General features: G+C 62.3%; 18 protein-coding genes and 1 pseudogene. 4 read left to right on the forward strand and 15 right to left on the reverse strand.

What is annotated here, in order from left to right; all coding sequences use genetic code 11:
* Positions 1-95: 95 nt before the first annotated feature.
* From LOY42_RS22020 to hmpA, 12 genes are all read right to left on the reverse strand, one after another.
* Entirely contained in the window at positions 96-479 is a 384-nt protein-coding gene (locus tag LOY42_RS22020) for a YkgJ family cysteine cluster protein (RefSeq protein WP_038707396.1), read from the reverse strand.
* 231 nt (positions 480-710) lie between these two features.
* The gene (gene alaC / locus LOY42_RS22025) at positions 711-1,919 is read right to left on the reverse strand and encodes an alanine transaminase (RefSeq protein ID WP_110700547.1); all 1,209 of its coding nucleotides are present in this window, start codon (positions 1,917-1,919) and stop codon (positions 711-713) included.
* Between the two features lie 220 nt (positions 1,920-2,139).
* Positions 2,140-3,900, reverse strand: a complete 1,761-nt coding sequence (locus tag LOY42_RS22030; protein WP_258599236.1) for an L-tyrosine/L-tryptophan isonitrile synthase family protein — start codon at positions 3,898-3,900, stop codon at positions 2,140-2,142.
* A 22-nt stretch (positions 3,901-3,922) separates the two neighbouring features.
* Positions 3,923-4,624: an HAD family hydrolase gene (locus tag LOY42_RS22035; protein ID WP_139668724.1), complete on the reverse strand. Its 702-nt coding sequence runs from the start codon at positions 4,622-4,624 to the stop codon at positions 3,923-3,925.
* An 11-nt stretch (positions 4,625-4,635) separates the two neighbouring features.
* On the reverse strand, positions 4,636-5,628 hold the full coding sequence (locus LOY42_RS22040) for an isocyanide synthase family protein (RefSeq protein ID WP_139668722.1): 993 nt from the start codon (positions 5,626-5,628) through the stop codon (positions 4,636-4,638).
* A gap of 187 nt (positions 5,629-5,815) precedes the next feature.
* Positions 5,816-6,703 (reverse strand): heme o synthase, encoded by an 888-nt coding sequence (gene cyoE / locus LOY42_RS22045; RefSeq protein ID WP_023629877.1) that lies wholly within the window; start codon positions 6,701-6,703, stop codon positions 5,816-5,818.
* An 11-nt stretch (positions 6,704-6,714) separates the two neighbouring features.
* Complete coding sequence (gene cyoD, locus LOY42_RS22050; protein WP_023629876.1) at positions 6,715-7,047, reverse strand: cytochrome o ubiquinol oxidase subunit IV; 333 nt, start codon at positions 7,045-7,047, stop codon at positions 6,715-6,717.
* Positions 7,047-7,670: a cytochrome o ubiquinol oxidase subunit III gene (locus tag LOY42_RS22055; RefSeq protein ID WP_023629875.1), complete on the reverse strand. Its 624-nt coding sequence runs from the start codon at positions 7,668-7,670 to the stop codon at positions 7,047-7,049. Before LOY42_RS22055 ends, cyoD begins: the two co-directional genes overlap by 1 nt.
* Positions 7,671-7,673: 3 nt before the next feature.
* Positions 7,674-9,695 carry a cytochrome o ubiquinol oxidase subunit I gene (gene cyoB, locus LOY42_RS22060; protein ID WP_102682485.1) on the reverse strand — a complete coding sequence of 674 codons (2,022 nt, stop codon included), beginning with the start codon at positions 9,693-9,695 and terminating at the stop codon, positions 7,674-7,676.
* A gap of 3 nt (positions 9,696-9,698) precedes the next feature.
* Positions 9,699-10,643 (reverse strand): ubiquinol oxidase subunit II, encoded by a 945-nt coding sequence (gene cyoA, locus LOY42_RS22065; RefSeq protein WP_102682486.1) that lies wholly within the window; start codon positions 10,641-10,643, stop codon positions 9,699-9,701.
* Positions 10,644-11,203: 560 nt separating this feature from the next.
* Entirely contained in the window at positions 11,204-11,710 is a 507-nt protein-coding gene (locus LOY42_RS22070; protein WP_023629873.1) for a disulfide bond formation protein B, read from the reverse strand.
* Positions 11,711-12,255: 545 nt separating this feature from the next.
* The gene (hmpA, locus tag LOY42_RS22075; protein WP_258599242.1) at positions 12,256-13,434 is read right to left on the reverse strand and encodes an NO-inducible flavohemoprotein; all 1,179 of its coding nucleotides are present in this window, start codon (positions 13,432-13,434) and stop codon (positions 12,256-12,258) included.
* Positions 13,435-13,588: 154 nt separating this feature from the next.
* Here hmpA and norR point away from each other — a divergent pair, with 154 nt between their 5' ends.
* Positions 13,589-15,139 carry a nitric oxide reductase transcriptional regulator NorR gene (norR, locus tag LOY42_RS22080; RefSeq protein WP_139668718.1) on the forward strand — a complete coding sequence of 517 codons (1,551 nt, stop codon included), beginning with the start codon at positions 13,589-13,591 and terminating at the stop codon, positions 15,137-15,139.
* Between the two features lie 226 nt (positions 15,140-15,365).
* A complete protein-coding gene (locus LOY42_RS22085) occupies positions 15,366-16,265 on the forward strand; it encodes a chemotaxis protein (protein ID WP_102682490.1) in 900 nt (299 codons plus the stop codon).
* Between the two features lie 382 nt (positions 16,266-16,647).
* On the opposite strand, the gene LOY42_RS22090 is transcribed toward LOY42_RS22085, so the two are convergent.
* A complete protein-coding gene (locus LOY42_RS22090) occupies positions 16,648-18,375 on the reverse strand; it encodes an anti-phage dCTP deaminase (protein ID WP_139668716.1) in 1,728 nt (575 codons plus the stop codon).
* 186 nt (positions 18,376-18,561) lie between these two features.
* On the opposite strand from LOY42_RS22090, the gene LOY42_RS22095 reads away from it, so the two are divergent.
* On the forward strand, positions 18,562-18,867 hold the full coding sequence (locus tag LOY42_RS22095; protein ID WP_258599246.1) for a hypothetical protein: 306 nt from the start codon (positions 18,562-18,564) through the stop codon (positions 18,865-18,867).
* Positions 18,864-19,598, forward strand: a complete 735-nt coding sequence (locus tag LOY42_RS22100; RefSeq protein ID WP_139668712.1) for a YkgJ family cysteine cluster protein — start codon at positions 18,864-18,866, stop codon at positions 19,596-19,598. The genes LOY42_RS22095 and LOY42_RS22100 overlap by 4 nt, the downstream gene beginning before the upstream one ends.
* A gap of 97 nt (positions 19,599-19,695) precedes the next feature.
* On the opposite strand, the gene LOY42_RS22105 is transcribed toward LOY42_RS22100, so the two are convergent.
* Both LOY42_RS22105 and LOY42_RS26730 read right to left on the reverse strand, forming a co-directional pair.
* Positions 19,696-20,802, reverse strand: a complete 1,107-nt coding sequence (locus tag LOY42_RS22105) for a methyl-accepting chemotaxis protein (RefSeq protein ID WP_408981089.1) — start codon at positions 20,800-20,802, stop codon at positions 19,696-19,698.
* A gap of 195 nt (positions 20,803-20,997) precedes the next feature.
* Positions 20,998-21,279 (reverse strand): annotated as a pseudogene (locus tag LOY42_RS26730) (PAS domain-containing protein); the annotation flags it as partial.
* Positions 21,280-21,477 lie beyond the last annotated feature (198 nt).

The raw sequence follows: 21,477 nt of genomic DNA on the forward strand, positions 1-21,477 counted from the left end.
GCACGTGTTTCGCGGGTTTCAGCGATGCATTCATTGGATCCAACCGACGAACGGTAGTGCCTGCTCCGCGACGAGCAGGCTTGACCCGAGCAGGTTCAGGCGACCTCCGCCCCGTCATCCGGCCAATGCGGCTCGTTGGCGCCCGGCGGCGTCAGCGGTGGCAGGCCATAGGCTGCCCGAGCGTCGTCACAGCTCGGATTGTGCACGCCGTTCTCCCACGACGCCTCAAACTCGCGGCAGGGGCTGGAGCGATTCTCGTAGATGGAGCACGCCACCTGCGTGCCGATCTCGCCACCGAGACTGACGCAACGGCAGGGCTTGGCGTCGGTGCCAATCATGGCGACGCGGGTCGGGTTGATCTGCACAACCAGGTCGTCGGGCACCAGGCCACCGGCGGACTGGCACTCACCCCAGAAGAAAGACACACGAAAGTAGCCGCAGCAGGCGCCGCAGGTCAGGCAAGGGTTCTGTTCGGACATGATGACCAGGGAGGGAGGTTGTTTTTATCGGGGCGGGCGCCCGCGGCGCTATTTGTAATCCAGGCGCGGGCGGCTGAGAAGAGGGGGAATGAAAAAAAGATCGCCGCTGATCGGCGATCTGAAAGTCGTGATCGATATCGCCTGTATCGGCCCATCGCCGGCAAGCCGGCTCCCACAAGGTCCGGTGCCATCCTGTGGGAGCCGGCTTGCCGGCGATGAGGTCGGACCTGTTTACTTGCTGGTCAAACCATCGGCGCGGAACATCTGGCGGATCCCGCGAATAGCCTGGCGGATACGGTCCTGGTTCTCGATCAGGGCAAAGCGCACATGATCATCGCCGTAGTCACCAAAGCCGATCCCCGGCGACACACAGACCTTGGCCTCGGCCAGCAGCTTCTTCGCGAACTCCAGCGAACCCAGGTGAGCGTACTGCTCAGGGATCTTCGCCCACACGTACATCGACGCCTTGGGGTTCTCGACCATCCAGCCCAACTCGTGCAGCCCCTTGACCAGCAGGTTGCGGCGCTGGCGGTACTGCTCGGCGATATCGCGCACGCATTGCTGGTCGCCTTCCAGGGCGGCGATGGCAGCCACCTGCAGCGGGGTGAAGGTGCCGTAGTCGTGGTAGCTCTTGATCCGCGCCAGGGCGCTGACCAGCTCCGGGTTGCCGACCATGAAGCCGATCCGCCAGCCGGCCATGTTGTAGCTCTTGGACAGGGTGAAGAACTCCACCGCGATGTCCTTGGCCCCCGGCACCTGCATGATCGACGGCGCCTTCCAGCCGTCGTAGACGATGTCGGCGTAGGCCAGGTCGTGCACCACCAGCACATCGTACTGCTTGGCCAGGGCCACCACGCGCTCGAAGAAGTCCAGCTCCACGCACTGCGCGGTGGGGTTGGAAGGGAAGCCGAGGATCATCATCTTCGGCTTGGGGATCGACTCGCGGATCGCCCGCTCCAGCTCGTTGAAGAAGTCCACGCCAGGCACCAGCGGCACCGAGCGTACCTGGGCGCCGGCGATCACCGCACCGTAGATGTGGATCGGGTAGCTGGGGTTGGGCACCAGGACCGTGTCGCCGTGGTCTAGGGTGCCGAGCATCAGGTGCGCCAGGCCTTCCTTCGAGCCGATGGTGACAATGGCTTCGCTCTCCGGATCGATGTCGACCTCGTAGCGTTCCTTGTACCAGTTGGAGATGGCGCGGCGCAGTCGCGGGATACCACGGGAGGTGGAATAGCCATGAGTATCTTCGCGCTGGGCAACCTGCACCAGCTTCTCGACGATGTGCGGCGGGGTGGCGCCATCGGGGTTGCCCATGCTCAGGTCGATGATGTCCTCGCCACGGCGGCGGGCGGCCATCTTGAGCTCGGCAGTAATGTTGAACACGTAAGGGGGGAGACGATCGATGCGCGCAAAGCGGCGCGGCGAACCTGGGTTGGCCATGTGTTCCTCAAGAGACGTAAGCGCCCGGAACCGTCCGAGCGACGCTGGCCGCTGCGGCGGCCGACAAACAACATAATCCCGCCACGATCACTTCGTAAAGGATAATTTCCTGTTTTATTAGATTTTTTCAGACGCTTTCTTTGAAAAAATCGTAATTACAGAACCACCCTCTAGCAGGCGATGCTTGCCGTAACACCGGCAAGCATCGCCGTCAAAGGGCTCAGTAGACCTGCACCCGCCATAGTTCGCGCGCGGCCGAGGCCGCGCTCATCGGCAGCCGCCCATGCAAGGTCTGGTAGTTGTCGATCAGCACCAGATCACCCGCCTGCCACTCATGGGCAATCAGGCATTCGGGGTCGTAGACCAGTTCGTCGAGCTGGCTGATCAATGCTTGCTGGAAGGCTTCATCATGCCCCTGCACCTTCTGCTCGAGGGTCTGCAACGACGACTGGCAGCCCTCCTGATAGCGCAGTACCGGCTCGCCACTGCGCGGATCGAGGTCGACCAGCGAGTAGCTGCGCGGCGAACCGCCGAAATAGGTCATGCGCGTGTAGTAGGTCAAATCGATGCCCTGCCACTGGCGGGCGGTGCGCAGGCCCACCTTGCGCAAGGCGTTGCGGCTGTCGACGACGGTGGTCTGCCCTTCCCCCGGCTGTGGCGGCGTCTTGCAATACAGCATGAAGGTGTGGGCGCAGAACTTGGGATCGCGCTGCACCAGCGGATCGCTGTCGGGCAGCATGTTGAGGTCCCAGTGCAAGGGCGTCTTCTCCAGTGAATGCACCACGCCTTGGGGCTGGTCGGCCGGCTTGACCACATGTACCTCACCAAAGGACCAACGGTAGATGGTGCCGAAACGCTCGCAGTCGGCGGCGAATGCCTCCTGGTCGGTGAATTCACAGCCTCTGAGGCAGACAAAACCGAAACTGCGCACCAGGGCCTGCAAGGTCTGGGTGGACAGTCGCTGGAAACCCAGCCCCAGCGGGTCGCTGACCAGCAAACCGAACAGGGGGAGCTTCTGCAATGTGAAGCTGAAGCCCTCAAGCGCCTCGCCCGCTGTTTCGTGGAACAGCCACGGCTGCCCCTGCCAGGTCACCAGTACATGCCGCGCGGGGTCGATCTGCGCGCGGCCTCGCAAGGTCTGGCGACCGTCCAGCTGGCGCACCGGCACTGCATGCCACGGGCTAGCCACATGATCGAGCCCCTCGGCCAAGGCTACGGTGAACTTGGGGCCCGCATTGTCGTACTGGTGCACCGACAGGCGCACGTGGCCGGGGAAAAACCGCTCGACCGCCGCATTCAAGGCCTGGCCGCGCAGCATCATCTGGTAGGCCTTGTAGCTGATCTGGCGCAGGTGCTCGTCTTCGTCCTGCCCGGCCTGGCGGCATAGGCGCAGGTCGTTGTAGAGGTGGCTGCACAACTTGTCGTGGGTCCGGCCCAGGGCCTCGTCGTGCTGGCACTGCTCGATCAGCGCTTCGACGTTCTTCCACGGCAGGCGGGCCTGCTTGATCAGAGTGGCGCGCAGGGCCTCGGCACTGCTGGCCTGGGGGAACAGGTCTTCCATGCTCACCCAGCGGATGCAATGGGTCGTGCACAGGGTGCGCAGCGCCTGGTTGTAGGCGCGGCGCACGTCGTCCGGCACGCCGACGATATCGTTGAAGGTGGTGCCGTCGCTGAGGATTGCGATCTCGCAGCCAGGGGCGTGGAGCTCGGCGAGTTGCTGGGCGAGGCGGTCGAGGCGCTCGATGGCGATCACCTCGCCATGATCGGGCAGCACGCCAAAGGTCTTGTCGTGATCATTCGGCGACTTGCACGGGAAACCCGGCAACACCATGCGCAGCGGCTCGCAGCTGTCGAAGCAGCGCGCCAGGTCGCGGGCCAGGTGCGCCCTGCCCGCTTGGTCGAAGCGGTCGCCTTGCGCCTTGAGCAGGTAACCGTCCAGCACCTGGCCGACGGCTTCCATCCAGCTGTCTTTGTCTTGCATGTCGTGTCTTCCTTGAGAACGGCTACAGCGAACCGATTGGCGTTGCGGATTGGCTTGCACGGTGGCGCACTTGCTCCGGGCCCAGGGCCCGGAGCAAGTGCAAGGGCTGTTGGCAATGGAACTGCGGCCGCTGCTCGAGCAAGGCTTGCCACACCCCGTAGCCCCAACCGACGGCGGCAGCGGGCATGCCGGCGGCCTTGGCGGTCAACAGGTCGATGGGGGTATCGCCGACGAACAGGCAGTGGCCTGGGTCGATGCCCAGCCGTTTAGCGGCCCGCAGCGCGATGTCCGGTGCCGGCTTGAGCCGCTCGCCGGGACGATGGCCCAGCACCGCGCCAAATCGCTGCGCGGGCAGCAGCCCTTGCACGACACGCTCGGCGAGCGGGTGGGCTTTGTTGGTGACGACGGCCATGGGCAACCCTTTGCCGGCAATCGTCTCGATCAGGTCGACACAACCGGGGAACGCTCGGGAACGCTGGACCAGGTTGTCGTGATAACAGCTGCTGTAGTCGTCATGCAGGCGTTGGCGTTGCTCGGCGTCGAGGCCGACCGCGGCCCGCTCGAGCATCGCCGACACACCGCCACCGATCATGCCGCGCACCTCATCCGGCTGCAGCGCGCGCAGCCCGTGCAGAGTCAGCACATGATTCAGGCACCAGGCAATATCAGGCAGGGTATCGACCAAGGTGCCGTCCAGGTCGAACAGAACCGCGCGTATGTCCATTGGCGCCACCCTCACTGTGCGCTGGCGTAGTGGCAAGGCCGGCCACGGCGGAATACCAGCCGGCTGTAACGCTCATCGACATTGCTGCGTCGGTCGAGGGTCACCACGCCACGGCGCTTGATCGCCACCGAATGCCAGGGGGTGCGCCACAGGTCGCTGGTCGGCACCAGGCGGATGCCGATCTTGCTCGATACCGCCAACTGCGGGTGAATCGACAGGCGCAGGCAATGCGGATAGCGCGCTTGCAGCAACGCACTCCAGGCCTCACTACGCTGGATCACCCGCTGGGAGGCGGGCTTGGCCGCCTTCTTCACCGCGTTCATGCTCATGCCTTCGAACTCCACCAGCCCGGCGTAGTCCTCGGCGAGGAAACGATGGATGCCGCAGTACATCAAGCGCATGTGCTCCTCGTCCTCGAAGCGCTGCTGCAGGGCGCGCAGCGACTGGCCATGCTCGATCATCAGCTCTTCGCGCATGGAGTCCAGGCAGCCCAGTTGCGGATAGGCATCCTTGAGGTCGAACAAGGTGAAACGGCCGGGATAGTGCTGGCCGGCATAGCGCTGGATATCGTCGGTGTAGGCCTGGACATGGGCATCGGGCACCCGCACCAGGTCGGCGAAGACATAGCCGTCCGAGCAGATGTGAATGACCGCACCGGGGGCATGCAATGCGCGGATTTCCTCAGCCAGGCGATTCAGCTCGTCGATGGCATGGTGCTCTGCCAGGTCGGGGAGCGGGCCGAGGGTCTTCTGGCGGTTGGGCGACTTGCCGGGGAAGGCCGGGAGGACCATCTCCACAGGCAGGCCGCGCTCGACGGCCTGCAGCACCTTGGGCAGGTGCGGGGCGAGCACGGCATCGCCCAGCGCGTCATCCTGCCCGGGGGCCAGGCTGCGCCGACGAAACAGGCATTCGAGGATGGCCAACGCGGTATCGGTGTTGGCGCAGGCATGGCGTTGGCGCAGCGAAGCCGCGCACGCCGAAGGAGCGAAGCTCGATTCGGTCATGGAACAGTCCTTGTCATGTGGATCGATCCGAATGGATCGTGGCCTACCTTGGCCTACAGGTCATCCTGACCTGCGGCGCATAACATCCGGCAAAGGACATGGCGCTGTCAACTGCCCTTCGAATGAATTTTCCGAGACAAAAAAAAACGCCCCGGCAAGCCGGGGCGTCTTGTGCAGCAGCGGTGTTTCAGCGTGCGTAGGTCATCAGCACGTCGGCCGCGGTCTGGCTGTCCACGCCCATCATCACGCTCAGGGCAGTGACGGTGAGGATGGAGAAGCCAAACACCTTGCGCGCCCACTTGCTGTCGTCCTCGGCCTTGTAGCCGCCCCAGGCCATGTACAGCCAGTACAGGCCCATGGCGGCCGCCACGGCGAGATAACCCAGGCCGGCGTAGCCGCCGAGGGTCAGCATCAGGGTGGCGAGCACAAAGGCCAGCACGTACAGCACGATCTGCTTCTTCGCCGCGAGGATACCGCGCGCCACCGGCAGGACCGGGATGTTGGCGGCGCTGTAGTCCTTGAAGCGGAAGATGGCGATGGCAAAGCTGTGCGGCATCTGCCACAGGCTGAACATCACCAGCAGCGTGAACGCGGCCAGGTCGAAGCTGTTGCTCACGGCGCAGTAGCCGATCACCGGAGGCATGGCACCGGACAGGCTGCCGACCAGGGTGCCGTGCACCGATTTGCGCTTGAGCCACAGGCTGTAGAAGCCGACGTAGACCACGAAGCCAACCAGGGCGCAGAACGCCGACAGCGGGTTGGCCTGGACATACAGCAAGCTGAAACCCGCCACCCCGAGCAGGGTGGCGTAGATCAGCGCCAGGGGCAGCGACATGCCGCCCTGGACCATGACGCGGTTCTTGGTGCGCTCCATCTTGTGGTCGATGTCACGGTCGATGCAGTTGTTGAACACGCATCCGGACGCGACCACCAGGGACGTACCGATCACCACCGCCAGGAACAGGGCGAAATCCACATGCCCCTTGGCGGCAAGGAAGAAACCGCCTGCCACGGAAAGCACGTTACCGAAAATGATCCCCGGTTTGGTGATTTGGATAAAGTGCTTCACGGACATGCAGTCTTACCTCACTTGGCCAGCATTTCGAAGTGGATGCTGAACATGATCCACAGCGACAGGCCGACCAGCAGTGCAATTACCAGAACGGTGAACAGGAACGTCGACACGTTGGAGCGCTGCTCTTTCGAGCGGTCCATGTGCAGGAAGTACACGAGGTGCACCACCACCTGGATGACGGCCATGGCCACCACGATCAGGACGGTCAGGTTCTTCGGCAGGCTTGGGTACATCACCAGGCCGAACGGGATCGCGGTCAGGATGATCGACAGTACAAAGCCGATCATGTAGGACTTCACGCTACCGTGATTGCCTTCGTGATGAGTGTCGTGTGCGCTAGCCATTACAGAACCCCCAGCAGGTAGACGACGGTGAACACGCAGATCCAGACCACGTCCAGGAAGTGCCAGAACAGGCTCAGGCAGCTCATGCGGGTCTTGGCGGTCGGCGTGATGCCGTGCTTGTTGATCTGGTACATCATGATTGCCATCCAGATCAGACCGGCAGTCACGTGCAGGCCGTGGGTACCGACCAGCGCGAAGAACGCCGACAGGAAGCCACTGCGCTGCGGGCCGTAGCCTTCGGCGATCAGGTGATGGAACTCATAGATTTCCATCGCGATGAAGCCTGCACCGAACAGGAAGGTCACAGCCAACCAGCCCAGTACACCTGCCTTGTTGCCGGCGAACATCTTCAGCATGGCGAAGCCGAAGGTGATCGAGGACAGCAGCAGGAACGCGGTTTCGACCAGCACGAAGTCGAGCTGGAAGATGTCGTGACCCGACGGGCCGCCGGCGAAACCGCCGGACAGCACCGCGTAGGTGGCGAAGAGCGACGCAAACAGGATGCAGTCGGTCATCAGGTACAGCCAGAAACCGAGTACGGTCATCTGGCCCGAGTCGTGGTGGTGGTCATCGTGCGCATGGTCATGACCATGCGCGCCACCGTGGATTACTTGACTGGACATTGATTACACCCGTTCAAACGATTCGACACGTGCGCCGCCGGCAGGCAGTGCACCAGCGTTGGCCAGCGCTTTCATGCGCTCGCCTTCGATGCGCGCCACTTCTTCGGCCGGCACCATGTAGCCCTGGTCGTCACGCGCGGCGTGGCGAACGAAGACAGCGATGGTCGCAACCAGGCTCGCACCCACCAGCCACCAGATGTGCCAGATGAAGGCGAAGCCGAACACGGTCAGCAACAGACCCATGAACAGACCGGTGGAGGTGTTGCTCGGCATGTGGATCGCTTCGTACTTGGCCGGAGCCTTGTATGCAGCGCCGGCTTGCTTGGCTTCGTGCCAGGCGTCCAGGCCAACGTGCTCAGGCATGTGGGCGAAGTTGTAGAACGGAGGTGGCGACGAAGTCGACCATTCCAGGGTACGGCCGCCCCATGGGTCGCCGGTGACGTCCATGTTGTCCTTGCGATCGCGAACCGAGACGTAGATCTGGATCAGCTGGCAGGCGATACCGAACAGGATCAGCACGGCGCCGACCACGGCTACGTACAGGTAGGGTTCCCACAGCGGGTTGTCGGAGTGGTTCAGACGACGGGTCATGCCCATGAAGCCCAGGGCGTACAGCGGCATGAACGCTACGTAGAAGCCGGAGATCCAGAACCAGAAGGCAGCCTTGCCCCACTTCTCGTTCAGGGTGAAACCGAAGGCTTTCGGGAACCAGAACGCGAAGCCGGCGATGTAGCCGAATACCGCGCCACCGATGATCACGTTGTGGAAGTGGGCGATCACGAACAGGCTGTTGTGCAGAACGAAGTCAGCACCTGGAACAGCCAGCAGAACGCCGGTCATGCCACCGATGGAGAAGGTGACCATGAAGCCCAGGGTCCACATGATCGGCGCGGTGAAGCGCAGACGGCCCTGGTAGATGGTGAACAGCCAGTTGAACAGCTTCACACCGGTCGGAATGGAGATCAGCATCGTCGCCAGGCCGAAGAAGGTGTTGACGCTGGCGCCGGCACCCATGGTGAAGAAGTGGTGCAGCCAGACCGCAAAGCCGAGGATGGCGATCGCGCCCGATGCGTAGATCATCGAGTGGTGACCGAACAGGCGCTTGCCTGCGAAGGTCGAGGTAACTTCCGAGAACACGCCGAAGGCCGGCAGGATCAGGATGTAGACCTCAGGGTGACCCCACGCCCAGAACAGGTTGACGTACATCATCGGGTTCCCACCAAGCTCGTTGGTGAAAATGTGGAAGTCCAGATAACGGTCAACAGTCAGCAGTGCGAGTGCGGCGGTCAGGATCGGGAACGAAGCGACGATCAGCACGTTGGCCCAGGTGCAGGTCCAGGTGAAGATCGGCATGTCCATCAGCTTCATGCCAGGGGCGCGCATCTTCATCACGGTGACGAGGAAGTTCACGCCGGTAAGCGTCGTACCCAGGCCTGATAGCTGTAGCGCCCAGATGTAGTAGTCGACACCCACCCCAGGGCTGTACTGGATACCCGCGAGCGGCGGATAGGCAACCCAGCCGGTCTTGGCGAATTCACCAACACCCAGCGAAATGTTGACCAGCAGCACGCCTGCCAGCAGCAGGTAGAAGCTCAGGGAGTTCAGGAACGGGAAGGCAACGTCACGTGCACCGATCTGCAGAGGAACCGCAAGGTTCATCAGGCCGGTGAAGAACGGCATCGCCATGAAGATGATCATGATCACACCGTGGGCGGTGAAGATCTGGTCATAGTGTTCAGGCGGCAGGTAGCCTTCGGAGCCACCGGTGGCGGCGGCCAGCTGGGTACGCATCATGATCGCGTCGGCGAAGCCGCGCAGCAGCATGACCATAGCGACGATGATGTACATCACGCCGATTTTCTTGTGGTCGACCGTGGTCAGCCACTCGGTCCACAAGTAGGTCCACTTGCGGAAATAGGTGATGGCACCAACGACAGCGAGACCACCGAGCGCGATCATGGCAAGCGTCACCATGACTATCGGCTCGTGATACGGTATCGCCTCCAGAGTTAATTTACCGAACATCTCTTACTCCTCTGCACCGGCAGCTGGTTGCATACTCGATTCCACACCCTTGGTAGTGGCCAGGTCTTTGCTGCCTGCTTCTTCGTGGTTCGGACGACCGCGGTTCATGCCTTCGTACTTGTCGACGATGCGCTGGAACTGGTCAGCCGGAGCCTCGCTGTACAGCGCGACTGGGTTGTTTTCGCTTGCTTTGGCCAAGGCGTCGTATTCGGCCTGGTCCAGTTTCTTCGGCGAAGCCTTCACTTCAGCGACCCATGCATCGAAGTCGGCTTGCGAAGTGGCGGTTGCCTTGAATTTCATACCGGTGAAGCCGGCGCCGCTGTAGTTGGCGGAGATACCGTCGAACTCACCGTTCTCGTTGGCGATCAGGTGCAGTTTGGTGGTCATGCCAGCCATGGCGTAGATCTGGCCACCCAGGCCCGGGATGAAGAAGGAGTTCATCACGGCGTCGGAGGTGACACGGAAGTTGACCGGGGTGTTGGCCGGGAAGACGATCTTGTTGACCGTGGCGATGCCCTGTTCCGGGTAGATGAACAGCCATTTCCAGTCCAGCGCGACCACGTCGATCTGCACCGGTTTCACATCGGAATCCAGTGGACGGTACGGGTCCAGCTTGTGGGTGGAGTGGTAGGTGAAGTAACCCAGGGCGATGATGATCAGGATCGGGATGATCCACACCGCGGCCTCGATCTTGGTCGAGTGCGACCAGTCGGGGGTGTAGGTGGCGGCCTTGTTGGACGCGCGATACTTCCAGGCGAACGCAAGAGTCATGATGATCACGGGCACGACCACCAGCAGCATCAGGCCGGTGGCGATCAGGATCAGGTTCTTCTGCTCAATGCCGACCTGGCCCTTCGGATCGAGCAGGGTCCAGTTGCACCCACTGAGTAAAAGCATGCCTAAAAAGGGCAATATGCCAAACAGTCTGGGGTAACGCTTTTTACTCATCTCACGACCTCTAGATCAGCTTGCTTCAATGCAATTTGTGTTTTGGTAGCCAACACTTCGTCCTGCCAAGTGCGGCAATTGGCGCCCGTACTCGCCCCTGCCAGGGATCCGACTGCTGGATCTTGGCGTCAAGCGGGTTGGCGGTGCTTATGGTTTCGTAGGCAACAGGCCTGTGCTTCAGACCAAGTCCATTTGGTGCGGGAAAACGCGGAGGGGTGTCCGCCCGGTATCGCCGTTGGGCGAAACTTGTCGAAGTCAGCAAATGGAAAGCGCTGCGGCTCCCATCAATCCTGCGACTCGCAAGCAGTGCCGAACGGAAATTGGGGGCGATTGTAGATAGGTCGCCCCACGATGACTATGACTTATTGAGCAACAGTCTTTTACAGAATGCGTAACAATACTGGTCAAAAAATCAACTTCGCGACAGTTTGTCGCACCCTGCGCAGTAGCCCTGAAACCCTTGCCGCGCAAGGGCTGGTGGCTGACCTGGATCAATCATCGGTGGCCATTTGCAGCTTATCTCGCCGCGCAATAGACCCAGGTCAATTCGGGACTTTGGTCTAAGCGCGGCGACGGTTTCGATAGATGCCCAGGGGCACCAGGACCGCCGTCAGCACGAACGCCACCAGCGCCCATTGCGCGAGGGACAGGCCAAGGATCGGTGGGTAGGGCGTGGAACAGAACCCATCGACCTGGAACGCCAGCGGCCAGAGCTTGGCCAGCGGCAGGTCGTCGACGATGGGCTGCAAGGTGTCGATACCGCAGCTGACCATCGGGTTTGCGAGTATATACACATGATTGCCGGCGGCAACGATGCCACCGATGGCGCTGAGCACCACCAGCGCCTCGAAGAACGTCAGGCTACGGCGCCCGGGCATGGCGGCGGCGATGAAGGCGAAGATCGCGATGAACAGCAAGGCATAGCGCTGCAGGATGCACAGCGGGCAAGGTGCCTCGCCCAGCACCACCTGCATGTACAGGGCGCCCCCGATCAGCGCCAGGCAGATCACGCCGAGGAGCACCAGAAAGCGCCGTTCCCGATTCAGGCGCGATGAGAGTTCGTTCATTGCCGATTCCTTCGATGGAGAGTGACAGCGCGGGCTGCCCGAGGGGCGCCCAGTCTACACGCTGGAGATGACCTTTGAATGCATCGAGCGGGGGCGTGCGCGGCTATCCACTGATGACCTAGGACCGAGCGGGTCGGTTTCGGTTCACTGACGCGCGTGAAAAATGCGCCAGCCCGGTGCCGGGCAGGAGCAGGCCCCTCGACACCTGGGAGTGAAGGATACAGTGATTAAAGGAGGATTAAAGATGAAAGCGGGTGTAACCGCGTTCACCGCTTCCTTATATAGAAGATCGGTTAGGCCCAATCGCTGCGGTTCGGCGCTCGGCCAGGCCGACAGCACCGAATGTCATCGCCCGCTTCGTTCTCGATTACCCACGGCCGGGAACATCTGCGTACTGACGGCCCGACAGAACGCCGAACCGCAGCGATTGGGATGAATTACTCGTAGCCTGTCCCGGCCCCATCGCCGGCAAGCCGGCTCCCACAGGTATCGCTGAACCCTGTGGGAGCCGGCTTGCCGGCGATGGGGCCAGCCAGGCCTATCGCTTACTCCAGCGCCGCAGCCGGCCCGAAGAACTCATAGCGGCTCTGCCCTTCCGGCACACCCAAGCCCTTGAGCTGACGCTTGATCGCCGCCATGAAGCCCTTGGGTCCGAGGAAGTAGGCGTCGATATCGCGCTCACGCGGCAGCCATTCGGCCAGCAGGTCCTGGTCCAGCACGCCGACTGCGTCGGCAGCCTGGCTGCCATCCTCCTCGGCGTAGCAGTAGAAGCGCTTGAGTTGCGGGTGACGCGCCGCCAGGCCATCGATCCAGTCGCGGAAGGCATGCACCGCGCCGTTGCGTGCGCAATGGATGAAGTGCACCGGGCGTTCGGTCTCGAGGGCCGCCTCAAGCATGGCCAGGGTCGGGGTGATGCCCACACCGCCGCTGATCAGCACCAGCGGCTTGTCGCTGGCGACCAGGGTGAAATCACCGGAAGGCGGGAACAGTTGCAGGGTATCGCCGACCATCAAGCCATCATGCAGGTAGTTGGAGACCTTGCCGCCCGCCTCGCGCTTGACGCTGATGCGGTACTGCTCACCGTCGCACAGGGCCGACAGCGAATAGTTGCGACGCTGCTCCTGGCCATCGATTTCCAGCTTCAGGCCGATGTACTGGCCCGGCTCGGCCTTGAGCACCGGTTTGCCATCGACCGGAGCGAAGTAGAACGAGACGATCTCGCGGCTTTCCTGCTCGCGGCGCACCAGGCGGAATTCGCGGGTGCCGCGCCAGCCGCCGGCGGCCTCTTCCTTCTGCTTGTACAGGTTCTCCTCGGCGCCGATGAGGATGTCGGCAAGCTGGCCGTAGGCCGCCGCCCAGGCGGCGATCACCTCGGCGGTGGCGATCTCCTTGCCCAGCACTTCCTCGATGGCGCGCAGCAGGCAGCTGCCGACAATCGGGTAGTGTTCAGGGAGAATCTGCAAGGCGACGTGCTTGTTGATGATCTGGCCTACCAGACCGCCCAACTGCTCGAGCTGGTCGATATGCCGGGCGTACATCAGCACGCCGTTGGCCAGGGCACGCGGCTGGTCGCCGCTGGCCTGGTGAGCCTGGTTGAACAGCGGGCGTACTTCGGGGTACTCGCTGAGCATCATCTTGTAGAAGTGGGTGGTCAGGGCCTCACCACCGCTTTCCAGCAGGGGCACGGTGGCTTTGATGATTGCACGTTGTTCGGCATTGAGCATTACGACAACTCCTGAGCCTGTGGCTTCGAATGGTTGCGTAGACCATTTCAGCAATCGTGCCAACTTTGATCGTCAGTAAAACCGGGGGTTTTCATTGATCGATGTCAAAAGGACACACTCAGGCGTATAGTCATTCCGACCAACAGGAGTCCATATGACTGCAAAGCCCCTGCTCACTGCCCTCCTCCCCCTGGTGAGCGACTTGTCCCGCGACCTCCCCGACCAGGAACGCTACCGCCGGCTGCTGCAGGCCATGCGCGGTCTGCTGCCGTGCGATGCTGCGGCGCTGCTGCGCCTGGACGGCGAATGGCTGGTGCCGCTGGCAGTGGATGGCTTGTCGGCGGACACCCTGGGCCGACGCTTCCGGGTCAGCGAGCACCCGCGTTTCCAGGCCCTGCTCAGCCGCCCCGAGCCCACCCGTTTCCCTAGCGACAGCCCGCTGCCCGACCCTTACGACGGCCTGGTCGACGCCGCCCATGTGGATCTCGAGGTGCACGACTGCATGGGCTGCCCGCTGATGGTCGACGAACGCCCGTGGGGCCTGCTGACCCTCGACGCGCTCACCGCCGGCCAGTTCCAGAGCCTCGAACTCGACGCCCTGCAGGCCTTCGCCAGCCTGGCCGCCGCCACGGTGACCGTGGCCGAGCGCATCGAGCACCTGGCCCTGCGCGCCGAGGATGAACACCAGCGCGCCGAGGTGTATCGCCAGGCCAGCGGCCAGGACCGCGAACTGATCGGCCAAAGCAAGGCACACAAGCGCCTGGTCGAGGAGATCCGCCTGGTCGGCGGTAGCGACCTGACCGTGCTGATCACCGGCGAGACCGGCGTCGGCAAGGAACTGGTGGCCCAGGCCCTGCACCATGCCAGCCAGCGTGCCGGCAAGCCGATGGTCAGCCTCAACTGCGCCGCCCTGCCCGACACCTTGGTGGAGAGCGAGCTGTTCGGCCATGTGCGCGGCGCCTTTACCGGCGCCCATGGCGAACGCAGGGGCAAGTTCGAGCTGGCCAACGGCGGCACATTGTTCCTCGACGAGGTCGGCGAACTGCCGCTGGCGGTGCAGGCCAAGTTGCTGCGGGTATTACAGAGCGGGCAGTTGCAACGCCTGGGTTCGGACCGCGACCATCAGGTCGATGTGCGCCTGATCGCCGCGACCAACCGCGACCTGGCCGAAGAGGTGCGCAATGGCAACTTCCGCGCCGACTTCTACCACAGGCTGAGCGTCTATCCGCTGCAAGTTCCACCCCTGCGCGAGCGAGGCCGCGACGTGCTGTTGCTGGCGGGGTTTTTCCTCGAACAGAACCGCGCGCGCCTGGGGCTGGGGAGCCTACGGCTGTCCACTGACGCCCAGGCCGCCTTGCTGGCGTACGGCTGGCCGGGCAACGTCCGCGAACTGGAGCACCTGATCGGTCGCTCGGCGCTCAAGGCATTGGGACAGCACGGGCGGCGGCCGAAAATCCTCACCCTGGAAGCGGCTGACCTCGATCTGCGCAACGTGGCGCCGAGCATGCTGGCAGAAATCGAGGCACCGTCGGCTGACGCGCCGTTGCCCGAGGGGGGGCTGCGTGAGGCGGTGGATGATTATCAGCGGCAGATCGTCGAAGCGTGCCTGGATCGCCACCAGGACAACTGGGCAGCCGCAGCCCGGGAGCTGGGGCTGGATCGGGCCAACCTGAGCCGGTTGGCCAAGCGCTTGGGGCTGCGCTGACGGGGCCGCTTCGCAGCCCATTCGCCGGCAAGCCGGCTCCCACAGGGATGGCGCTTGGCTGAGCTCAGCGCGGCCAGTGTGGGAGCCGGCTTGTCGTGGCGACGAACCGCGGCGAATGGGTCGCAAAGCGCCCCCACTGCAGATCCAATAGCAAACTAAGCTAAAGCCTGGCGCCAGAAAGCCGATAACCCGGCATCCTCCCCCTCATTCATAGCGAAGGTTGTCCATGGCCACGCAAAAAGCCCGCGCGGACTCGCTGTCCCTGCTGCTGTTCACCCTGCGCAGCGGCAAACTGATGGCAATCAACCTGCTCAAGGTCAGCGAGATCATCCCCTGCCCGCCGCTGACCAAACTGCCGGAGTCCCACCCGCACGTCAAAGGCGTCGCCACCCTGCGTGGCAACTCGCTGTCGGTGATCGACCTGTCCCGCGCCATCGGCGAAATGCCCCTGGCCGACCCCGACGGCGGCTGCCTGATCGTCACCGAGATCAGCCGCTCGCGCCAGGGCCTGCACGTGCAAGCGGTGAGCCGCATCGTCCATTGCCTGAGCACCGACATCAAACCGCCACCCTACGGCTCGGGCAACCGCTCGTTCATTACCGGCGTCACCCGGGTCGATAACACCCTGGTGCAGGTGCTGGATATCGAGAAGGTCATCCACGGCATCGCCCCGCCGCCCCACGAACCGCACCCGGGGGAAGTCAGCGAAGAAGATGCAAGCCTGCTGGCCGCCGCCAACATCCTGGTGGTGGACGACAGCCAGGTCGCGTTGCAGCAGTCGGTGCACACCCTGCGCAACCTTGGCATCGAGTGCCACACCGCGCGCAGCGCCAAGGATGCGATCAATGTGCTGCTGGAGCTGCAAGGCACCGACAGAGAGATCAACATCATCGTCTCGGACATCGAGATGTCCGAGATGGACGGCTTCGCCTTCACCCGCACCTTGCGCGAAACCCCGGACTTCCAGCACCTGTACATCCTGCTGCACACCTCGCTGGACAGCGCGATGAGCGGTGACAAGGCCAAGCTGGCCGGGGCCAATGCCATTCTCACCAAGTTCTCCTCGCCGGAGCTGACCAACTGCCTGGTGACGGCGGCGCGGGCGGTGGTGTTCGAGGAGCGCTGAAAGCCAGAAAGTGAAGAGCCATGCGAGTGTCCTGTCTCGGAAATACGTTCTCTTTTGGCGAGTGGCTTGGGTGTTCGGGCAAGGCGCCGCGACGAGTCATAGCAGGGCTATGGCGAGGAGTGGCAACGCAGGCCGGGCGCCCAAGACGCCGCCAAAAGTGAACAGCTTATTTCCGAGACAGGACACTCGTGCATGGCTCTTGAAGATTCAGCGGCTATTCGTCGACTGAGGGCGGGTCTGCGAAGCTTCCCTGAAAACGACTGGCTCTCGGTTCGGTGCCTTTACGGCCTCTCGCTTCCAGGCCGGCCATTGCTGGACCTTTTCGCGGCACTCATCGAGATAGCGAAGAAATTCCTCTTTACTTCCGCTCATCGGAGTCACCCTATAAGTACGTTGACAAAGTGTGCCCAGCCATATATTCGCGATCGATGTATGAGCAAGGCTGCATCTGGGTCCGCAATTTAGCATTTGCTTCACTCCAGTCAACCGCCTGCCCATCCTCGGTCTTACGTATGACAGCGTAGCCACTACCCAGATTCATGGAAAACAGATCAAAAAAACTTCTTGGTCCAACACCGATGAAGGCGTCAAAAAATACCCCTTTACGCGACCGCTCCAGAGAAATCGAGTCCGAATGAAATTTCTGCGCTTTACTCTTTGGATAGGGCTCGACATACACCACACGATCAACACCAGCGGCGATGATGTGCTTTGCGCAGTTATGGCAAGGGTAGGTGGTGCAATACAACGTGCTATCGACCGCACTTACCCCCATCCGGGAAGATGACAACAGCGCTTCCATTTCCGCATGGACAACCCGGCCATACTCGGTTATATCTTTTATTCCACTATTTTTTATCAAGGGCGCCACTTCATCCCGACAGTGCTCGGGGAGTGAACGGATGATGTTTTCTATTATTTCCTTTTTTTGCATGGCATTTGAATCCTCGCCTCGTTTGTAGTCCCTTCCATCCTCCTCATCCACAATTTCATGTGCATCGTTCCTGGCTGGCCAGTAAAGGCCGCCGCCTGCCTTGGGTACATCGTTAGCCCCAGTTGCGATGATGCAGTCGCGCTTGGTCAGTACAGCACCGACCTGCCGTGACAGGTCAGCGGACCTAAGTGAGGCAGAAAAAGCCATGAACATCGCATACTCATCGAAGGTGGGTGTGACGTAGGGTTTTCCGAACAACAGATCCAGAATCCGCCAAACCTGATTCTTAAGGGCATCAATATTCCCGTCATAGCTGACAAAGAAGTCAGACAAATGATAGGTATCACGGGTGTGCTGCCCGTAGGCCTCCTTTTCGTTTTCATCCCGTGAAATCAGATCCGCCGCCTGCTCCTTGGTCAATCCTAAGTCATCGAGAAGGTAGCGACTTCTACGCTCATGGTCCGCATGCACGCCGATCAGGAAGAAGCCCCCGGCATAAATCTTACGTAACCGCTGCACTTCAAACGGTGTTTTCAGAGAGTTGATCAGATAGGCATTTCGACCAGGCTCCGCCTGACTTTCCTGGGATCTCAATTGGCTGATGGCGACAGCAGCACCCAACGCCAATATCGAATTGTCCCCAGACGCCTCCCTTAACCGATTACCTTCACGCATGTACCTGTCGATACGCTCAACACGATCCTGGGTATCCGGAACGCTCCCGATCTTTGCAATAACCTCAGTGGATATACGAATGGAGTGTGAGGTATAGCGAAACGCCTTGAGCCGCTCTTCGATAATTTGGCACACCACTTTCAGGTCAGTTCCCAGCGCCCCGACAAATCCCAGAACCAACTCGGAATCCGCATAGGAATCATCCAGGAAGGACATATTCATAACTTCAGGAGCGTGCGCAAGGTTCTCCATGAGCGGTCGGGCATCGGACAGGGTCTCACCCGCCGGTGACAGCACTCCTTTTACCAATTGTTCCAGTTCCCGGGACGATTCCGGCCTCCCCTGAAAACTCAGTTCACCCGTATTCGGATACCAAGACATCACACCACCACTATGTGTGCGAAACTCATACTGGTTCGGGTTAAGCTCTTTCCATGTTCCAACCTGCGCCAATATTTCCAGGCGCTCCTTCAGCTGTGCGAATGATCCCTCGAAACGCATTCCATGACCTCACCGTTGCCCGTTGGCTTTCGAACCCATACAGGTATAGCTACGAACCATCCTCTTTCCAAGACGGGCAATGCTTGCTAATAAAGTTTCAGCCTTCCGCTAAAACGTAAGAAAATTCGCAATTTGCGTTGCGCCAATGGAAAGGCATAATTATCTCTCCTGTTGAGGTCATGCCCCATGCTCCGTTTGATACTGCTCAGCCTTTCGTTACTAACCGTTTCCGCCCACGCCTCAACGCCCCAGGCCTGGAGCAATCAGCGCCAGCACATGCTCAAGGCCTGCCTGGCCATAAGCCAGTTCAAGGATGCCCACGCTCTGGGCAAACCCGCCGAGTTCGACGACCAGGTCGGTTACAGCGCGCTGCTGATCGAGGGCACCTACCCGCAGAAACACATGCAGAACCGCATCGGCACCGAGCTGTGCCTCTATGATCGCCAGCGCCAGCAGGCCTTCGTCACCGACTGGGAAGTCGGCAAGCGATGAGCGACAGCATTCGGTTCGCCTGCACCGGCTGTGGTAAATGCTGCACCGGTCATCACGTGCCTTTGACCCTGGCCGAGGCCCGGCAGTGGGCGAGTTCCGGCGGCCAGGTGGTGGTGCTGATCGAGGGTTTTCTCGCCGATGGCCTGGGTATGCCGGCCGACCAGCGCGAGCATGTGCTGCGCCGTTCGCACCCGGTGCCGTGCGGTGACGCGCAGTTGCAGGTGTCGGTAACCTTCGCCGCATTCAACCCCGGGCGCTGCCGCAACCTCGATGACAATGACCTGTGCGGTATCTATGAAAGCCGCCCGCTGGTCTGTCGTATCTACCCGGCGGAGATCAACCCGCACCTGCCGCTGCGCCCGGAAAACAAGGACTGCCCGCCCGAGGCCTGGACGCAAGGGCCGGAACTGATTCACGGCAGCCTGCCGGTGGATGAGGCGCTGCGTGCCCTGATCGAGGCCTCACGCCAGGCCGATCGCGACGATATCGCGGCCAAGGTGGCAATCTGTCAGGCGCTGGGGATGACCACCAGCGCTCTGAAGGGCAATGGATTTACTGCCTGGCTGCCGGACATGGCGGCGTTTGCCTCGGTGCTGGAGCAGGCGCCACGGGCGGTCGATGGACCGTGGGCTGTGCATGTGCAGGACGAGGCGCTTGCGGCCGGTCTGCAGGAACATCGGCTACAGGTGACGGGCGAAGCGCCGGTCTACTATGCGTTCATCGGTTTCTAGATAGATCCAATCGCGGGGCAAGCCCACGCCAAGTACCAAGGTGCTTCGTGGGAGCGGGCTTGCCCCGCGATAAGGCCGGCACAGACAACTCAGTCAGTCACTGACAACGCCGCCAGAACTCGTCCGCCAGTCGCCGCAGGTCCTTGGCCAGGTCCGCCACGTCACTGGCACTGCTGTGGCTGCGCTGCCCGACGCTGACCGTCGCCTCACTGGCCTGGCGGATGCTGTTGATGTTGCGGTTGATGTTCTCGCTGACCTGGCTCTGCTGCTCCACCGCCGCAGCGATCTGCAGGCTCATCTCGTTGATCTGGTTGACCCGCACGCTGATGCTGTCCAGCGCGTCGCTGGCCAGTTGCGCCTGCTCGACGCTGTGCCCGGCATGCGCGCTGCTCTGCTGCATCACTTGCACCGCCGCGCGAGCCCCATCCTGCAGGGCGCCGATCATGCGCTGGATATCGTGGGTCGACTGCGCGGTGCGCTGGGCCAGGCCACGCACCTCGTCGGCGACCACCGCGAACCCCCGCCCCTGGTCACCCGCCCGCGCCGCCTCGATGGCGGCGTTGAGCGCCAGCAGGTTGGTCTGCTCGGCAATGCCACGGATCACATCAAGCACCCCGGAAATCTCGCTGCTGTGGTTTTCCAGTTGCTGGATCACCTCGCTGGCCTCCACCAGCGAGCCCGCCAGGTCCTGGATCGCGCAGCGGTTGCGGTCGACCAGCTGATGCCCGGACTGGGTCTCGTCTTCCGCCTGGTCGGCCGCCATCGCCGCCATCTGCGCGCTGCTGGCTACCTGGGCGACGCTGGCGCTCATCTGCTGGATCGCCGTGGCCACCTGGTCGGCCTCGTTCTGCTGCTCCAGGCTGTTGGCGTGGCTGCTGTGCAGTGCCTCGGCCAGGGAGCCCGAATGCCCGGCCAGGCGCGACGAGGTGTCGCCGATACGTCCGACCACCGCGCCCAGCTGCGCCTTGAGCATGCGCATGGCGAACTCGATCTGCCCCAGGCCGTCGCGCCGGCCGGTATACAGCCGCTGGCTGAGTGGGTTGTCGGCAATCGCCTGGGCCTGTCGGCGCAGCCGCTCGTACGGGCGTAACAGCAACCGGATCGCCAGGCTGCTCAAGCCGACCGCCGCCGCCACCTCCAACACGGATTCCAGCAACGGTGCCCCCAGCCACCACTGCCCGGCGCCCAGCACCAGCGCCAGCACGGCGCCGACCGCCAGCGACAAGCGGGTGCCCAACCCGATCACCGGCAGGCGCTCGCGCCAGCCACGCCGGCCCTCGCGCAAGCGCGCATAGGCACGCTCGGCCGCCGCCACCTGCTCAGTGCCAGGCTTGGTCCGCACCGACTGGTACTCCAGCACCTGCCCGCCGCTGCTGATCGGCGAGACAAAAGCGCTCACCCAGTAGTGATCGCCATTCTTGCAGCGGTTCTTCACCAGCCCCATCCACGAGCGCCCGGCCTTGAGGGACTGCCACATCTGGGCGAAGGCCTGGGGCGGCATGTCGGGGTGGCGGACGATGTGGTGGGGATTGCCCAGCAGCTCCTCGCGCAGGAAACCGCTGACCCGCAGGAAGTCGTCGTTGGCATAGGTGATGCGGCTGTCCAGGTCGGTGGTGGACAGGATGTTGGCGTCGCCGGGGTAATCCACTTCGCGACCGGTAACAGGCATATTGCACTTCATCGGAGGCACTCGTTGTTGTACGGGAGATCGGCAGGGCGTAAGACTCTAGGGGCAAACGCCGACGTAACATTGATCCATGGCAGGATATTGGCACTTGGCCATCAACCCACCGAAACTGACAGCCGTGACAGCCTGGCGTCACGCTGCCGACCCGGTCGGCGCGCTATAACCCTGTAATAGCCGAATCCATTTCCCAGC

The sequence above is a fragment of the Pseudomonas sp. B21-023 genome, assembly GCF_024749165.1.
Taxonomy (GTDB): domain Bacteria; phylum Pseudomonadota; class Gammaproteobacteria; order Pseudomonadales; family Pseudomonadaceae; genus Aquipseudomonas.

Excerpts from the sequence above, each read along its gene's own strand:
- LOY42_RS22020 (WP_038707396.1), bottom strand. The coding sequence starts at position 479 with ATGTCCGAACAGAACCCTTGCCTGACCTGCGGCGCCTGCTGCGGCTAC.
- alaC (WP_110700547.1), bottom strand. The coding sequence starts at position 1,919 with ATGGCCAACCCAGGTTCGCCGCGCCGCTTTGCGCGCATCGATCGTCTC.
- LOY42_RS22030 (WP_258599236.1), bottom strand. The coding sequence starts at position 3,900 with ATGCAAGACAAAGACAGCTGGATGGAAGCCGTCGGCCAGGTGCTGGAC.
- LOY42_RS22035 (WP_139668724.1), bottom strand. The coding sequence starts at position 4,624 with ATGGACATACGCGCGGTTCTGTTCGACCTGGACGGCACCTTGGTCGAT.
- LOY42_RS22040 (WP_139668722.1), bottom strand. The coding sequence starts at position 5,628 with ATGACCGAATCGAGCTTCGCTCCTTCGGCGTGCGCGGCTTCGCTGCGC.
- cyoE (WP_023629877.1), bottom strand. The coding sequence starts at position 6,703 with ATGTCCGTGAAGCACTTTATCCAAATCACCAAACCGGGGATCATTTTC.
- cyoD (WP_023629876.1), bottom strand. The coding sequence starts at position 7,047 with ATGGCTAGCGCACACGACACTCATCACGAAGGCAATCACGGTAGCGTG.
- LOY42_RS22055 (WP_023629875.1), bottom strand. The coding sequence starts at position 7,670 with ATGTCCAGTCAAGTAATCCACGGTGGCGCGCATGGTCATGACCATGCG.
- cyoB (WP_102682485.1), bottom strand. The coding sequence starts at position 9,695 with ATGTTCGGTAAATTAACTCTGGAGGCGATACCGTATCACGAGCCGATA.
- cyoA (WP_102682486.1), bottom strand. The coding sequence starts at position 10,643 with ATGAGTAAAAAGCGTTACCCCAGACTGTTTGGCATATTGCCCTTTTTA.
- LOY42_RS22070 (WP_023629873.1), bottom strand. The coding sequence starts at position 11,710 with ATGAACGAACTCTCATCGCGCCTGAATCGGGAACGGCGCTTTCTGGTG.
- hmpA (WP_258599242.1), bottom strand. The coding sequence starts at position 13,434 with ATGCTCAATGCCGAACAACGTGCAATCATCAAAGCCACCGTGCCCCTG.
- norR (WP_139668718.1), top strand. The coding sequence starts at position 13,589 with ATGACTGCAAAGCCCCTGCTCACTGCCCTCCTCCCCCTGGTGAGCGAC.
- LOY42_RS22085 (WP_102682490.1), top strand. The coding sequence starts at position 15,366 with ATGGCCACGCAAAAAGCCCGCGCGGACTCGCTGTCCCTGCTGCTGTTC.
- LOY42_RS22090 (WP_139668716.1), bottom strand. The coding sequence starts at position 18,375 with ATGCGTTTCGAGGGATCATTCGCACAGCTGAAGGAGCGCCTGGAAATA.
- LOY42_RS22095 (WP_258599246.1), top strand. The coding sequence starts at position 18,562 with ATGCTCCGTTTGATACTGCTCAGCCTTTCGTTACTAACCGTTTCCGCC.
- LOY42_RS22100 (WP_139668712.1), top strand. The coding sequence starts at position 18,864 with ATGAGCGACAGCATTCGGTTCGCCTGCACCGGCTGTGGTAAATGCTGC.